Origin of the sequence: Pseudomonas lutea (assembly GCF_000759445.1) — a bacterium.
GTDB lineage: Bacteria > Pseudomonadota > Gammaproteobacteria > Pseudomonadales > Pseudomonadaceae > Aquipseudomonas > Aquipseudomonas lutea.
This window is the reverse complement of sequence record NZ_JRMB01000001.1, coordinates 2,321,857-2,336,588: the sequence shown is the minus strand read 5'-3', so window position 1 is coordinate 2,336,588 and position 14,732 is coordinate 2,321,857. Positions and strand designations below refer to the sequence as shown.

The window sequence follows — 14,732 nt, the reverse complement described above, 5'->3', positions numbered from 1 at the left end:
AGGAATATGAAGCTCGAAGCCGAAAATAGTCCCGTATTAATTGACGTTAACCAGGCGCAGCTTGTAAAAGTGTTAAAAAAATTAAAAAGCTACGGTCCAAGCTCATACGCATGCATAACTGACGACGACGGTAATTATGTGCAAGTGGCAGGAGGCAGATTCACTTGCTTTATTGAAAGATATGACGCAAAAAGTAAAGCTCTGTTTAGAGGGTATCATTCAAATTCCAGCACGAACTTTGAAGATGGGAGCTTGCTGTCGTTTGGTGCAGGGCGTGTTCAATTAAAGAAAGATGAGTGGTTTAATATTGACGATGTGATCGAAGTTTTCTCCCGATTCAATCAGAATCAGCCTTTACCAGAAAATATTTACTGGCGCGAGGTAAAGATTTTGAATCAGAGCGACAGTTGATGAGTTGGTGCATAAGCAACTGGGGCTGTTGTAGATGACACAATCAAGGCATTACCAGCCCCAAGACAAATAGATGCATCGTGGAGCGCGAGCACTTATAACAACGGCGGTTTGATGACAGGTATTGAGCATGTATTCTATCGCCACGGACCTGACTCAGGATTTGCTAATGTTAGTAAGTTCTCGCAAGGAACATCTGTTAAAGATGTCTCTAGTTATGTTGATAACGCGCTGAGATATGGGAATGTAACTCCTAATGGCCCAGGTGGGCACGTTATTGAGTACAACACAGGTAAGGTGATTGGAACAAACGTCTCAGGCGTTCCAACATCGACAATCAAAATAAATATTCGGGATGGTGTGATTAAGACTGCATTCTCGTACTAGTTAGGAATGGTTATGAGCAGTGGCGGCACAATAATAGAACGATTTGTCGCGCAAGAGTTGAACGACAGCGTTCGCTCTATTTTGAAAGATGCCTTTGATGAGCGGATTTGCTCAAAGAGCGTTCTGTTCAGGGAGTTCGAGTTTAATTGCTTTGACGTTTCTTTGGACTTTGAAAAAGGCATCGTCACATTGCAAGATGTTCTTTCCGCTGGGGAGAGTAGCTTTCTTGATATACCGATACGTGATTTTATCTCTGCTTGTGGTTTGAATGTCTCTTGTTAATTGTAGAGTCCTAGATGTGATCTGACGCCGGCCTAGCGCCGGTGTTTTTGCACCCAATCTGCACCCTTTTTGCCGCCTTCTTGCATCCTATTTGCGCAAAACGAGAAAGTCCGTCTGACTTGGGCAGATGATAGCCCGATTGTCGCGAACGGGGAGGAGGTCGTTGCTTTCAAGTCTACAGACAAGCAATACACGGACTCGCGGCTATTCAATCCTTCGAGCAATACCACCTACAACAATGAACCCGGCGGTATGGGGGTCGTGCCTGATGCGTGGACCGAGCAATATGGAGAAGGTACGGCTGTCAGGAAGCTCCCTGAAATCGCTGCGCTCAGTTCTGACGCCGCGTCCCAAGCAGAGCAAATAGACCGGCTTCGGGTTTTGGTAGGCGGTGGCGTCAATTCAAATGTTGATCTCAAGCTGCTTGCAGAGCTCATGCCGATCGGGGGAGTGGGTAAGGGAACACTTTTAAACGCGATTAAAGAGTTGGCTGCCCGAGATGTATTGGCGGTCAAGGGTACGGAGGCTATTGCAGGGAAGGCGGCGGAAACTGTTGCTGGTAAAGGTCTCGAGAAAGGTCCGTGCTGTTTTGCTGCTGGCACCAAGGTGTCGACCCCGAGCGGCGCCCGGGCTATCGAATCGCTCAAAGTCGGCGACGTGGTGTGGAGCAAGCCAGAAAAAGGCGGCAAACCGTTTGCCGCGAAAATCCTGGCCACCTACCAGCGTTCCGACCAGCCTATCTACCGCCTCAAGCTGAAAAGCGTCCGCGCCGACGGCACAGCCTCAGGCGAAACCCTTTTGGTGACGCCAAGCCACCCCTTCTACGTTCCAGCGAAACGTGACTTCATCCCGGTCATCAACCTGAAACCCGGAGATCTGCTGCAATCACTGGCCGATGGCGACTCGGAAAACACGTCGTCTGAGGTTGAATCGCTGGAGCTGTATCTGCCGGTGGGCAAGACGTACAACCTCTCGGTGAATGTTGGGCACACGTTCTATGTTGGCGAGCTGAAGACGTGGGTTCATAATACTGGGCCGTGTGATTTGCCTGAGGGGTATTTTGGTCCAAAAGAAGCAGGTGCAGCAGGCACTGAAGTCCCAGTAATAAAAGTCAATGCTGGCAATGTTGTAAAAGGTTCGCCTGAGTTTGATTTGCTCAATAATTCTAACGCCAGAGCAGCGGATACACGATATGAACCTGATAATGGTAATTCCTTCAAAACTAACAGTGCGGGTCAGGTAGAGGAGTTAACTTTTACCCCTGTTAATACGAAGGTACCACGAGACTCTAGGCAAACAGAGGCCGGGAAGCGGGGGCGTGATACTGACGTTGGCGGACATGCTCAGGCGTGTAGCCAAGGTGGTACTTGCGATGGTTATAATTTATTTCCGCAAGATGCGAACTTTAATAACTCCGCCTATAAGGTATTTTATGAAAATAAAATCAAGGCAGCTTTGAATAATCCTGGTCAAACGGTCGGTAAAACAACTATAAGGTATTAGAGAACAGATCCTAGCTCACCTCGGCCAGATTCTCTGACGCTTACATACACAATTAACGGTAAAGAAAAAACTGTTGATTTTAAAAATGAAGCAAAAACACTGCCAACGGAGTAATTATGATCACTAAAGATTTTGAAGTGGCACAAGAAATTTTTTCGCTGATTAGTGACGGAATTGTTAATGGATATGATTCATTTTCTTTTAAAGCGGAGGTCCACTCAAATTACATTGAGTCAGAATTGTTAGTGTCTGTTGAAGGAGGTGAGGTGAGTAATGCTGAAACGGATTTCAATCGCGCAAATTTATATGAACTGTTAGAAAAGTTTAAAAGAGGCTTCGCTGATCGCGGTGAGAATTGGAAAGCATTTACCATGACTCATACTCAAGGTGGTAAAGTTGAAACTCACTTTGAGTATTAGGCTGAAGATGGTCTGGCGTAATCGGGGGGCAGACGCCAGTTAACCATCGTTAACGATTTGCCCCGAGCGCTGGTTTGGCTCCCAGACCATGCCAACTATAGCAACCTCTCCTCGGTAATCCGCGGGTAAGCCCGTGGTCGAGTTCTTAAAGCAAAGAAAGAATCGGGGGGCGGACCACGATAAAAAATCTTTTTAGTCGCAGTACGCCGGGATCAGGCTGCGGTTAGATAACAAGCTCTTTAATAATTCGGTATTTGTTACTGCTATTTCCCGCTGTTGCGCTGCGTCGGCGAGTGGCTTATTCATTGAAAATCAGGGTCCTACCACGAGAAAGGGCGCGGTAATGTTTATTTCCAGCCTGAACCCCTACAGCTGAAGTGGAGCACTGCGGCGCTACCGGTTACTTGACCCGCATCACCCTTAACCAGCAATTACCTCCTGATCTGGCCCAGCAGCAGATCAACCCGCTGAGCTTGCCCGGCTTTACCTTGCCGAGCGGGCAGGGCGGCCTTTTCCGCCTCAGCGGTCAAAGCGCCAGCGTGCCGAACTTCCAGACGCCCAAGGGCGAGTACGGCCTGTTCGTCAAAAACCCCGACCCGACCAGCCATTACCTGATCGAGACCAACCCGGAATTCGCCACCACCACGGGCTTCCTCAGCTCCGACTACATGCTCGGCAAGCTCGGGTTAACCGATGACAACGCGTGGCGCCGCCTGGGCGATGGCCAATACGAGAGCCGCCTGATCCGCGACGCCGTCCTCGCGCAAACCGGCCACCGCTTCCTCGCCGGTGGCCTCTACAGCGACGCCGACCAGTTCCGCTACCTGATGGACAACGCCCTCGCCAGCAAAGACGCCCTGCGCATGAGCCTGGGCGTGACGCTCACCAGCCAGCAAGTCGCCGCGCTGACCCACGACATCGTGTGGATGGAAAACCGCGTCGTCGACGGCCAGACCGTCCTCGTGCCCGTGCTCTACCTGGCCCAGGCCGAATCACGCAACGTACGCGGCAACAGCCTGATCCAGGGCCGCGACCTCAACTTGGTCACCGGCGGCGACCTCATCAACGTCGGCACCCTGCGCGCCAGCAACAACTTCACCGCCGTCAGCACCGGCAGCCTTTACAACGGCGGCCTGATCGAAGCCGGCAACAACCTGAGCCTGCTGGCCCAGGACAGCATCCGAAACGCCATGGCCGGCGAAATTCGCGGCAACCAAGTCAGCCTCGCCGCCCTCAAGGGCGACATCACCAACGACAACACCGCGATCCAGGTACGTGACGGCGCCGGCATGCGCACCCTCACCGATACCAGCGCGAGCACCATCGTCGCCCGCGAAAACCTCGCCATCGACGCTGGCCGCGACCTCACCAACCAAGGCGTACTCACCGCTGGCAAAGACGCCAACCTGACCGCCGGCCGTGACCTTAACCTGATTGCCGCCAGCGACACCCGCATCACGCACGAGAGCCGCGACGGCGGCGAAAAATCCAGCATCACCACCGACGTCAAAAACCTCGCCGCCAGCGTCACGGCGGGCGGCAACCTCAACATGAAGGCCGGGCAGGACGTCAACATCATCGGCAGCACGGCCACGGCCGGCAAAGACCTGACCGTTGAGGCTGGGCGCGACTTCAACGTGGCGTCGGTCAGCGACATGCACAACGTCGAGGGCAAGGAAAAACACGGCAAGGAACGCATCAAGACCTCGGACGACCAGACCACCCAAGTGGCGAGCGTGTTGACGGCGGGTGGGGATTTTGTGAGCCAGGCCGGGCGCGATACGACGATTGTGGCGAGCAAGATCAGCGCGGGGAATGAGGCTTATCTGTATAGCGGGGATAAGTTGAGTTTGTTGGCGGCTGAGAACAGCACGCACACCCTCTACGACATGAAGAAAAACAGCGGCTGGGGTTCCAAAAAGACCCAGCGCGATGAGGTCACCCGCGTTACCAATGTCGGCACTGAGATCAAGACGGGGAGCGACTTATCGCTTGTCAGTGGCGGCGACCAGTTGTATCAGCGCGCCAAGCTCGACAGCGGCAATGACCTGACGATTGCCAGCGACGGCGCGGTGACATTCGAAGCGGTTAAAGACTTGCATCAGGAGAGCCATGAGAAGAGCAATAACAATGCGTTCTGGGTTTCTTCCAAAGGTAAAGGAAACACCGACGAGACCGTCCGCCAGAGCCAACTGATTGCCCAGGGCCAGACCGTGATCCAGGCCGTGAACGGGCTGAAGATCGATGTTAAGCAAGTCAATCAGCAAACCGTCAGCCAGACCATCGACACCATGGTCAAAGCCGATCCGCAGTTGGCGTGGATCAAGGATGCCGAGAAGCGCGGTGATGTGGATTGGCGGCAGGTCAAGGAGATCCACGACAGCTTCAAATACAGCAACTCAGGTTTGGGGCCGGCTTCGCAGATCATTATCGCGATATTTATGGCGGCAGTGGTTGGGTCGCTTGCAGCTGCTGCTGCAGGTGGAGGCACTGTCGGCGCCGTTGCTGGTGCCGTTGCGGCCGGTGCTTCAACGAATGCGACCGTGAGTGTGTTCAATAATCGGGGCAATCTTGGCGCTGTACTCAAAGACGTGACTTCTTCAGATGCAATGAAGGGATACGTTATTGCCGGCGCTACAGCGGGTCTGACGGCTGAATATTTTGGTGATTGGACTGGAACCGAAACAAACACTGCAACGGGGAAAATCAGAACGCCGGGCATCCTGAATAGCTGGAGTGGTGTTGGTCAATTCGCGGCCAACCAAACGCTGCAGAGCGGTACTTCCATGCTGTTAAGCAAGGCGTTCGGACAACGTGGCAGTGCAAGTGATGCACTTAAAAACGCGTTGTTCAACACCTTGGCGGCTGCCAGTTTCAATTCGTTGGGTAATTACACCAAGAATCTGTTCGCAGACGGTTCTGCACCGAAAATTGCGATTCACGCCATGGTCGGTGGGTTACTAGCAGAGGCTACTGGAGGAGACTTCAAGACCGGCGCGTTGGCGGCAGGGGCGAGCGAGGCATTGGTCACTCATCTGGACAGCTTGGTTAAAGGTGACGATAACTTGCTGACGATGAGTTCGCAGATCGTCGGTGTGCTAGCGGCTGCAGCACAAGGGGACGTAGATGCGTCTACGCTTGAAAAAGGCAGCTGGATTGCTCAGAACGGTACGCAATATAACTATCTGAACCACAATCAGCTTGAGAGAGCAGCCAAGAAAATAGCGGGGTGTACGGACACCTCCTGCATTGAAGACACCACACGTAAATTCAAAGAGTTGAGTCTTCAACAGGATATTGACGCGATTGCCGGCTGTAAGGCTGATCCTTCGACGTGCGCCGCGCGATCTAAAGAAGTCGCCAATACCATAGCGGATCTGAACCCCATTAAAGACATAGTGGAGTACGGCTCGCCGAAGGCTCGGGAAGCCGTACAAAACCTTATCAATTCAAACTTCGAATTCCAGGAGATGTTAGCGGCAGCGACGACTGAGCACACGGTCGGTGCGATGGTCGATACGCTCAAAGCAAAATGGAATCTGAGCGACGCGCAAGCGAAAGACATTACCGACGGCCTCAAAGTTGCGCTTGCGGTGGGGCTGGGTACTGCCGCCGGGGCGTTGGCGTACAAACGCGCCATCGCGGCCAGTAAGAGAGAGTCCCCAGCATCTTCAAGACCGGATGTACTGCCGCCGGAAAGCGGCAAAAATGTTTGGGATCTTGAACCGCGCCCCCGAGGCAGGCAGATTGAGACAACGCTTACAGATACGGACTACAAAGACTGGGCCCGAACGGACGACCTCATCAATCCCAAGACCGGACAGCCCTTTAAATCTAATAACTTCCCAGTCATTGATTTTCAGCTTGACACCAATGTGGTGAGTTTGAAAACGATTGATACCCGAGGTAAAGGGTGGTCTTATGACATGAGATCCCATATCGATACGTTGCAAAGTTCAAAAATTACCGTGGATGGCGTGCCGGCAACAAAAATTTTGGACATTCGAGTTCAACCGGGTGGATCGGCGGACGCGAACAAGCTTATCGAGTATGGGAGGCAACGTAATATTACTGTGATTATCAAAGAATTCGGAGGTTAACGATATGGTTGAAATTGAAGTTGTGTTTGGCGAACGGTTGCATGGCGGCGCTTCAATTGTGTGGGGAAGCCTAATCCAGCCGCTCAAGAAATTTAATGAGAACGCAGTCGTTGATGGTTTTACGGGCAAAGAAATATTGTTCTCGGAAGTTTCAAACTACTTGATGAGTAATAAGTGTCGGAGCTTTTTTATTGAGCTCGCATCCGGTTCGGTCGAGTTTTCGTATGTGGCAGATAAAGAATTTTATCGACTTGATATAAAAAGCTTGGTGAATTCGATCGAGACGGCGCAGTCCTTGATCGAAGCGTTGATCAATGTGTCCGGCTTTGTTCAGGCTCGAGTTTACGACGCTGAGTATGATCGATGGCAAAATGCAGAGAATCTTACGCTCTTTGAAGCTGAGTGCATTGAACATGCCCATCTGCCCAAGAAAAGTAACGGGCTTCCGTTCCCGTTGACCCAAGAGATCGTAGATATATCAAAAAATCCTGGGCGTTGGGTTTTAAGAACCGGCTATATTGAGGCAGTTGGCGCTTTCATGTGGGTAAGTAAATTCTTGCTTCAGGTAATGGGTGTGAACGAGAAGAAATTAATGGATGTCGACTGCTTTTCAATTGAAGATCTGGGTAGCGTGGTGAAAATTGCCGCCTACGACCGGTGCTTCACTTCAGCCGTAGGCGCTGAAGCTGAGAGGCAGGCCTTGCTGAGGAAAGTTTTATTTAACGCGTGAAATTTCAGCGAGAGGCGGGCACGTTTAGTTGAGTGTTTTAGCCATTTTGCGACTCGGATGAGTCTGCCTCCTTTATCTTCCTCTTGGCTGCTCGTTCATAGAGACCACTGAAAAGGAAAGCGTCTCGCTGCGCCGTGTCACCAAAATTGCGACGGGCGACCAACGTTACGCCGGCATCATCCAGGCTGGCGGCGCGGCCACTGTCATCCACCCAGAACAACATCGATAATACCGTGGTGCGCCTGGGCTATACCTACGTGGGTGCGGGCGCAAAACCGGCACCGATGCCGAAAGTCGAGGTTCAGGCTAAAGCTTCAGCGGGTCCAATGGTTTCGATAGCATTGTTAGTATTAGGACAAGAACCCTATGAGTGCAGCAGATATAGAACTATGGCTTTATGCGTGCCTTGATAAAAGTCTTACTATAAGTCAGCGACATGCTGAAGTCATGGATAGGATGTCTCGTGTCGGTGCTCCATTAGGATTTTCAGTCAACGGCGCCAAGAGATCTGAACGAGCAGACTTTGTGGAACAGAGTGACAGAAAATCCCTCTGCCGGTCGTGATACAAAGCTAGCGGGCGATAAAGACTTCCCGCGGAGTGAGGGATGGAGAAAAATGGAAGTAAGTCACCGTCTACCTAGCGGAGAAAATATAACCGTCCACTACCAGTACAATTCCGTAACCGGTGAAGCATACGATATGAAAATTACTACGCCGCAACAGCTGCCCCCTGCGCTACAGCCCGGTAGGACTATTGAGTGATGTGGATATGATTATTCGAGAAATTGGACGAGAAGAGCCTGTACATGTGTTTGGGATTTACTGGATAGAGAACGAGCTTTTTTACTGGGTCATTCCTTATGATGGCTACGGTGGCCTTATGTCACTCAGCGATAGAGAAGTCAATGTTGTTGACTCTTCTTTGTCAAGTGATCTCATCCTCTGCAAGGATGGGGGGGCGGGGACATGATTCTGCATTGGGCAGCGGAAGATTTGATTGAAGAACTTGTGGAGCGTGATCCACTGGCAATGGTCGAGTTCTTAGAGCGCATAAAAGGCTGATGGTCCAAAAGCTACAGGCGGTGCTGCAGAAAAGGTAGATGATTTTGTAGCTCCATCGTCTAAACCTGAATGGTTGCAACGGCTTGATGCGGGTAATGAGTTTAGTAAGGTACAGTCTAAAAACTACCCGAATAACGAAGTTTATATTCAGTGACCTGACGGGAATGGCTATTATCGTGTTGATTCGTATAATCCCATAAAAGGCGAAATTGTCTCTCGTAAATTGACACAGCTTTCTGAGGTTTCAGAGGCGACAGCAAAGAGCTACATAAATGAGGTCATTACGAAATACCCTTCTGGTGCGACCATTGCGAAAGTTCCATCTAGTGGGTCTTTGGGTGGTCAAAAATTGCAAGGTACTGTTACCTTGGAGGTTCCTCCACAGAATGGAGTAATTCCAAAAACCATCTTGGACTCTGCCAATAAAGCAGGGGTTTTAATTAGAGATACTAATGGGAAGGTGTATTGATGGAGCTATCTATTTATTATTGTAAGACTTGGTTTCGGATGAAGAAGTTTGCGATAGAGCCTATGGATGAATCTCTGGCACATTCTAGGCATCTCTCGGGTGAGTCATATACGGCTCTCATTGGCTCGGACTCTGCGCCATCTTGCTTTGTTGAGTTCTCCATAGATAAAGGAATGGTTGGTGTCGGTTTTTTAGATAAAAAATGTCGTGAGTACCTGACCTGCCAATTTCAAGTAACAGATTCGAATAACTTGTTTTTGACTATGGCGACTCATCGTGAGTTTGAAGGGGATGGAGACGAGGTCATAGGTGGGGAGTCCTATATTTTCAATGAGGAAGGCGGCCTTGTTATTAGGCGAGAAAAATTTAATCCTCATGAGATTGAAGAGGCCAGATCAAGTTTCGAACCGTCTCGAAATCATGAAAAAATTCCCAAGTTTGGTTGTTACTCTAATTTAACAAAAGCTGAAAGATGAAACAGGCAGGTGAGTTCCATTATAAATTTTAAGGGGTCTGAGTTGATATGGCACCGGCCTTGCGCCGGTGTTTTTGCACCCTGTCTGCACCCTTTTTGCTGCCTTCTTGCATCCTATTTGCATCCTTTCTACAGTCAAGCTGCATCCCTTTTGCATCCACCCTGACGACCTACGGTCTAGCTGCTCAATATGCCCTCTTCGAGCATGATTTTTCGCCCCTTAACAGGACCAAAATCTCAATACAAAACACGCACCTCTTGCGAGGTGGGTATTTACTATATGTATCAATTGGTTATCCGGTTTATGTCTTCTAGACAGTGCTACACAAGGAGCTAGCGGCCTCTGAGTTCAACGTACCAGCGAATGGGCAGATTGCGTGGACAAAGGAATACCATCAATGCTTTGATGCAGCTAATCTTAATATTAACAGCGCCACGGAAAATTTGGTTGCGGTGCCAGCACACAGAGGGCCTCATCCTATCGAGTACCATCAGTATGTATTTGGTAGCTTGGAGCAGGCTACTCGAGGATTAGAGTCAGGGACCAAAGCTTATCAATCAGCTGTGACGAGAACATTAGAGGGGATTAAGAAGGAGGCAGTAATCGTGGGTAGTGAAGTTAATAAGTGGCTTACGAGGGACTGAGATGAAATATTATTTAATGCGGCAAGACGTAACTGTCTGCGATAAGTGGGTGCTTGGCGACGTGAAGCATGTAAATAACTGGCATTTTAGTGATCCTCCAGTTAATTTCATGGAGCCAGGTACGTATACGCTTGATGTCAAGTTCGACGGTAGAGAGGTTGATTATTCCCTCGCTGGATACGCAGGTGTTCCAGTCTTAAGCGAAAAAGCACGGAATTCGCTAGTCGGCTTGCGCGAAGTTGATGAGCCTTATCGAAATGTCATTTTTGCGCCAGTTGAAATAAGTAATAAAGAAGTTTGTCAGAACTATTTCCTGATGATCATTGAGACGCAAATTGATTGTGTAGATGAAAAATGCTCGCGCTTCAAAAAGTTTGAAGTTGATGATCCTGTCAGGCCTGATATGGCTGGCAATTACCGTGCTTTCTACAATTTAGTAATCGATCTGGATAAGGTGGGTGCAAGTCATATTTTTAGACTAAAAAAATATTTGGGCGCTATTATAGTTAGTGAGGAAGTGAGGCAGCGGTTTATCGCGGCTGGCATCGTCGGCGTCCTGTTTGACTCAGTCATTGGCGATCAAGAAACTGTTACTCAGCTGGTCGATTAGTGGTGAGGTCCTTCGGTCAACATTTGCTAAGATTGATTCGATAGCTTTACGAAATATATACCTTTGTGGAAACCCAGCGCCTAGGGGGTGGTATTGATATTTTGGATTACAAGTCAAGCGTGAGATTTGGATGTAAGTTGCTGGGTTATTCAGCACGCCAAGGGTGTGCGCCATGAACGTTAAAAAATATCCCTCCGCTCGCCACCCATACACCACAGGCACCACAAACAAAAAATGAACAACCCCCGGCGGAACCTATAACACCCGCCGGGCGATTTTCATTTACAACACCCGCAGCACGATCTTGCCGACATGGTCGCCCTGTTCCATTCGCTGATGCGCCTGAGCGGCCTCGGCGAGCGGGAAGACACGGTCGATGATAGGCAGGCATTCGCCTTGACTGAGCAACGGCCAGACATTGGCCCGTATGGCGCGAGCTATCTCGGCTTTTTCCTCCGCGCTGCGCGAACGCATCATCGACCCTGTCACCGAGCCTTGCTTCTCCATCAACGCCAGCAGATTGAAGTCCTTGACGGAGCTGCCGCCCAGAAAGCCGATAACGACCAGTCGGCCGCGTCGCGCAAGTGACGCCACGTTGCTCTCGAAATAGCTCCCGCCCATGATGTCGAGAATCACGTCTACACCTTTCTCTTGGGTTTGCCGGGCGATTTCCTGAGCGAAGTCCGCCTCGCGGTAATTGATCGCTTCGCCCCCCAGTGCGCGGATTCGGTCGCATTTTTCCTGGCTGCCGGCCGTTGCAAAAGCCTTGATCCCCAAAGCCTTGCACAGCATCAGCGCGGTCGTGCCGATGCCGCTGGTGCCGCCATGGATCAATACGGTGCAGCCCTTTTCGGCACGGCCCAGTTCGAAAAGATTGGCCCACACGGTGAAGAACGTTTCCGGAATGGCCGCAGCCTGAATCATGTCCACGCCATCGGGGACCGGTAATGATTGGGTGGCCGCCACCACGCAGTATTCGGCGTAACCACCGCCATTGGTCAGCGCACATACCTTGTCGCCCAGCTTGAAGTCAGCCACTTTTGCGCCAACTCCAACGACCTCACCGGCCACTTCCAACCCGGGCACAGGCGTCATGCCGGGTTTCATCGGGTATTTGCCCGAACGCTGTATGACATCAGGACGATTGATGCCGGCGGCGTGAACCCGGATCAGCAACTCGTGATCACCGGGCGTTGGCACATCGGCCTGCATTAACTTTAATACTTCAGGGCCACCGGGCTGGGTGATCTCGATGTAGTTCATACGGTCTGGCACATTCATGGGACACCTTTTGTTGAGTGAGCTAATTGTTGAGTGAGCTAAAGACTCTGAAAGCTGAATGTCACAGACATTCAGCCTGTTTAGCTGCCCATCGAATCAACCCTCGACTGTAAACCTCAGTCCGGCGTTCTCGGTCAGGCGCTTGAGCAACGCCTCATTCAACGCCGCCGCGGGCGTCCAGCAACCGCCTGGGGTCTGATCACGTGTCACGTCGAACGCCAGCGCCATCGCTGACTCGGCCAACATCTTGGATGTCGACAGGTAGCCCGGATCCTCATCGCAACTCACGGATGCCTTGAGCACCTGACCGTCTGCCAGTTCGGCGATGAACAGCACATCATAGAAGCCTGCATCGAGCTCCTTCTGGGTCGGCCCTTGCCCCGGTTGCGGATGACCGCCTTCATTAAAGGAGAAACCCGCCAGGCCACGTTCGTCGTCTTCGCTAGGTTGTGCATTGAGCATCAGCATTTCGTCGTACTGAAACGACGTGCCCCACACGTGCCCCTCCAGCAAGTTTGTGCGATGCACCGCCTTGGAATTGATGCCCGACATGATGAAAGGGCCGACCCAGGACTGCGCCAGTTCATCCCGGTAGGGAGTCTGGTCATCAGGTTGCTCGGCACCTTTGAAGCCTGATGTGTAGGCAAACGGATCGGCCACCAGTGCGCCAAGCGCAGGATCCTGTGCTGCCGCTGCGACTACCGCATCGACACTCAGGAATGTGCCACCGGACAGCACGCCTTGCATGTTCCGCACGCGGCCCCTGATCCTAGGCGCGTAGCGGGCGAACTTTTTCATGATCTCTTGCTGGGTGAACCATACGCCGAGGTCGAACGGCACCGAATCAAAACCACAGGAGAACACCAGTCGCGCACCCGATGCCTGAGCCTGGGCCTGATGACTATCGATCATCCGGGCAATCCAGGGGATCTCCCCCGAAAGGTCAACGTAGTCCGTCCCCAACTCGGCGCAGGCTGCCACCAGGTCCGAGCCATAGACCGAGAACGGCCCTGCGGTGGTAATTACGACCCGGGTCGCCGCAACCATGGCGCGCACGGACGCCTGATCCTGTGCGTCGGCCACGATCAGCGGCAGCGCTGCGGCGTTTGCCCAACTGTCCCGAATGGCTTCCAGCTTACTCAAGCTGCGGCCGGCAATGGCCCATTTGACAGGGCCATCGATGCCGTATTGAGCGAAGACGTATTCAGCGACCAGCCGACCGGTGTACCCCGTGGCGCCAAAAATGATCACATCGAATGTTTGTTTACTCATGGAAAAGATGATTCCTGAAAGCGCCGCAAAGCAAAGGCGACACTCTAGCCATCCTTCCTACAAATGATTAGATGGTATGGTTGGAATAGACCTATAACCGCAGAGCATCAATCGTGCGCGACACCGTCACCGACCTCCTGGCCCTCCTGCGGGTCGCCCGTGAAGGCAGTTTTACCAAAGCGGCGGCGCAGCTTGGCGTTTCCCAGCCTGCGCTGAGCCGCACCATCACCAAACTGGAATCGCGCCTGGGCGTGCAATTGCTGACCCGCAGCACTCGCAGCGTCGCGCCGACCGAAGCCGGAGCGCGCCTGATCGACAGCATCGGGCCACATTTTGACGGGATCGAGTCAGGGCTCAACGAGCTGAGCGAACTCAGCGGCACGCCGGTGGGTAACCTGCGCATCACCTCCATGGAACACGCAACCCCGCTGGTCCTTGCCCCGGCAGTGCTGCGATTGATGACCGACTATCCGGGCATCAAGGTTGAAATAAATGACAGCTACGCATTGGTCGACATCGTCGCAGAGCGCTTCGATGCCGGTATCCGCCTGGGAGCGCAGCTGGCTCAGGACATGATCAGCATGCCCATCGGCCGGGATTTTCGCATGGCACTGGTGGCCGCCCCCGCCTATCTGGAACAACGTGCCAAACCAATGACCCCACAGGATCTGACCGAACACGCCTGTATCAACCTGCGCCAGCCCACCTCGGGAGGATTGTGGGCTTGGCCTTTCGCGAAAAACGGAAGAGAAATAAAAGTACGCGCCGACGGGCATCTGGTGAGTAACAACATCTGGCTCATGCGCGATTTCGTCAGGGCAGGTGCGGGACTTGGCTACTTCCCGGAGCATCTGGTCGAGCAAGATCTGGCGCAAGGTCGCCTGGTGCGGCTGCTGGACGACTGGACTGGCACCGTCACCGGGTACCATTTCTACTACCCAAGCCGGCGCCAGCACAAACCGGCTTTTCGTCTGCTTCTGGAGGCTTTGCGGGATCAGGCAGGTCGCTGACTTCTCGCCGATTGCTCCTCTTACACAGCATTACCCCGGCCAACAAAATCAACGAGACGCTCGAGTCGCCGGAGG

11 protein-coding genes and 1 pseudogene are annotated in these 14,732 nt (G+C 52.1%); 10 read left to right on the top strand and 2 right to left on the bottom strand.

Annotation, left to right across the window (positions count from 1 at the left end; translation table 11 throughout):
- The first annotated feature begins 6 nt into the window (after positions 1-6).
- The 9 genes and pseudogenes from LT42_RS10030 (at position 7) to LT42_RS09985 (ending at position 11,094) form a co-directional block, all read left to right on the top strand.
- A complete protein-coding gene (locus LT42_RS10030; protein ID WP_010428178.1) occupies positions 7-411 on the top strand; it encodes a hypothetical protein in 405 nt (134 codons plus the stop codon).
- A gap of 399 nt (positions 412-810) precedes the next feature.
- Positions 811-1,080 carry a hypothetical protein gene (locus LT42_RS10025; RefSeq protein WP_037012024.1) on the top strand — a complete coding sequence of 90 codons (270 nt, stop codon included), beginning with the start codon at positions 811-813 and terminating at the stop codon, positions 1,078-1,080.
- Positions 1,081-1,332: 252 nt separating this feature from the next.
- Entirely contained in the window at positions 1,333-2,583 is a 1,251-nt protein-coding gene (locus tag LT42_RS26225) for a polymorphic toxin-type HINT domain-containing protein (RefSeq protein WP_037012022.1), read from the top strand.
- Between the two features lie 116 nt (positions 2,584-2,699).
- On the top strand, positions 2,700-3,002 hold the full coding sequence (locus tag LT42_RS10015) for an immunity protein YezG family protein (protein WP_037012020.1): 303 nt from the start codon (positions 2,700-2,702) through the stop codon (positions 3,000-3,002).
- Positions 3,003-3,544: 542 nt separating this feature from the next.
- Positions 3,545-7,102 (top strand): annotated as a pseudogene (locus tag LT42_RS10010) (DUF637 domain-containing protein); the annotation flags it as partial.
- A 4-nt stretch (positions 7,103-7,106) separates the two neighbouring features.
- Entirely contained in the window at positions 7,107-7,832 is a 726-nt protein-coding gene (locus LT42_RS10005; RefSeq protein WP_037012018.1) for a hypothetical protein, read from the top strand.
- A 1,531-nt stretch (positions 7,833-9,363) separates the two neighbouring features.
- A complete protein-coding gene (locus LT42_RS25240; RefSeq protein ID WP_081955344.1) occupies positions 9,364-9,840 on the top strand; it encodes a lytic transglycosylase in 477 nt (158 codons plus the stop codon).
- A gap of 317 nt (positions 9,841-10,157) precedes the next feature.
- The gene (locus tag LT42_RS26520) at positions 10,158-10,484 is read left to right on the top strand and encodes an AHH domain-containing protein (protein WP_081955343.1); all 327 of its coding nucleotides are present in this window, start codon (positions 10,158-10,160) and stop codon (positions 10,482-10,484) included.
- A 1-nt stretch (position 10,485) separates the two neighbouring features.
- Positions 10,486-11,094 carry an imm11 family protein gene (locus LT42_RS09985; protein ID WP_037012011.1) on the top strand — a complete coding sequence of 203 codons (609 nt, stop codon included), beginning with the start codon at positions 10,486-10,488 and terminating at the stop codon, positions 11,092-11,094.
- A 282-nt stretch (positions 11,095-11,376) separates the two neighbouring features.
- Here LT42_RS09985 and LT42_RS09980 read toward each other — a convergent pair whose 3' ends face one another.
- Both LT42_RS09980 and LT42_RS09975 read right to left on the bottom strand, forming a co-directional pair.
- Entirely contained in the window at positions 11,377-12,375 is a 999-nt protein-coding gene (locus LT42_RS09980) for an NAD(P)H-quinone oxidoreductase (RefSeq protein ID WP_037012009.1), read from the bottom strand.
- A gap of 96 nt (positions 12,376-12,471) precedes the next feature.
- The gene (locus tag LT42_RS09975; RefSeq protein ID WP_037012007.1) at positions 12,472-13,647 is read right to left on the bottom strand and encodes a saccharopine dehydrogenase family protein; all 1,176 of its coding nucleotides are present in this window, start codon (positions 13,645-13,647) and stop codon (positions 12,472-12,474) included.
- 110 nt (positions 13,648-13,757) lie between these two features.
- On the opposite strand from LT42_RS09975, the gene LT42_RS09970 reads away from it, so the two are divergent.
- The gene (locus LT42_RS09970; RefSeq protein ID WP_037012005.1) at positions 13,758-14,657 is read left to right on the top strand and encodes a LysR family transcriptional regulator; all 900 of its coding nucleotides are present in this window, start codon (positions 13,758-13,760) and stop codon (positions 14,655-14,657) included.
- The last annotated feature ends 75 nt before the right edge of the window (positions 14,658-14,732 follow it).

Coding starts and splice junctions, on each gene's coding strand:
- LT42_RS10005 (WP_037012018.1), top strand. CDS start 7,107: ATGGTTGAAATTGAAGTTGTGTTTGGCGAACGGTTGCATGGCGGCGCT.
- LT42_RS09985 (WP_037012011.1), top strand. CDS start 10,486: ATGAAATATTATTTAATGCGGCAAGACGTAACTGTCTGCGATAAGTGG.
- LT42_RS25240 (WP_081955344.1), top strand. CDS start 9,364: ATGGAGCTATCTATTTATTATTGTAAGACTTGGTTTCGGATGAAGAAG.
- LT42_RS10030 (WP_010428178.1), top strand. CDS start 7: ATGAAGCTCGAAGCCGAAAATAGTCCCGTATTAATTGACGTTAACCAG.
- LT42_RS10025 (WP_037012024.1), top strand. CDS start 811: ATGAGCAGTGGCGGCACAATAATAGAACGATTTGTCGCGCAAGAGTTG.
- LT42_RS09975 (WP_037012007.1), bottom strand. CDS start 13,647: ATGAGTAAACAAACATTCGATGTGATCATTTTTGGCGCCACGGGGTAC.
- LT42_RS09980 (WP_037012009.1), bottom strand. CDS start 12,375: ATGAATGTGCCAGACCGTATGAACTACATCGAGATCACCCAGCCCGGT.
- LT42_RS26225 (WP_037012022.1), top strand. CDS start 1,333: ATGGGGGTCGTGCCTGATGCGTGGACCGAGCAATATGGAGAAGGTACG.
- LT42_RS10015 (WP_037012020.1), top strand. CDS start 2,700: ATGATCACTAAAGATTTTGAAGTGGCACAAGAAATTTTTTCGCTGATT.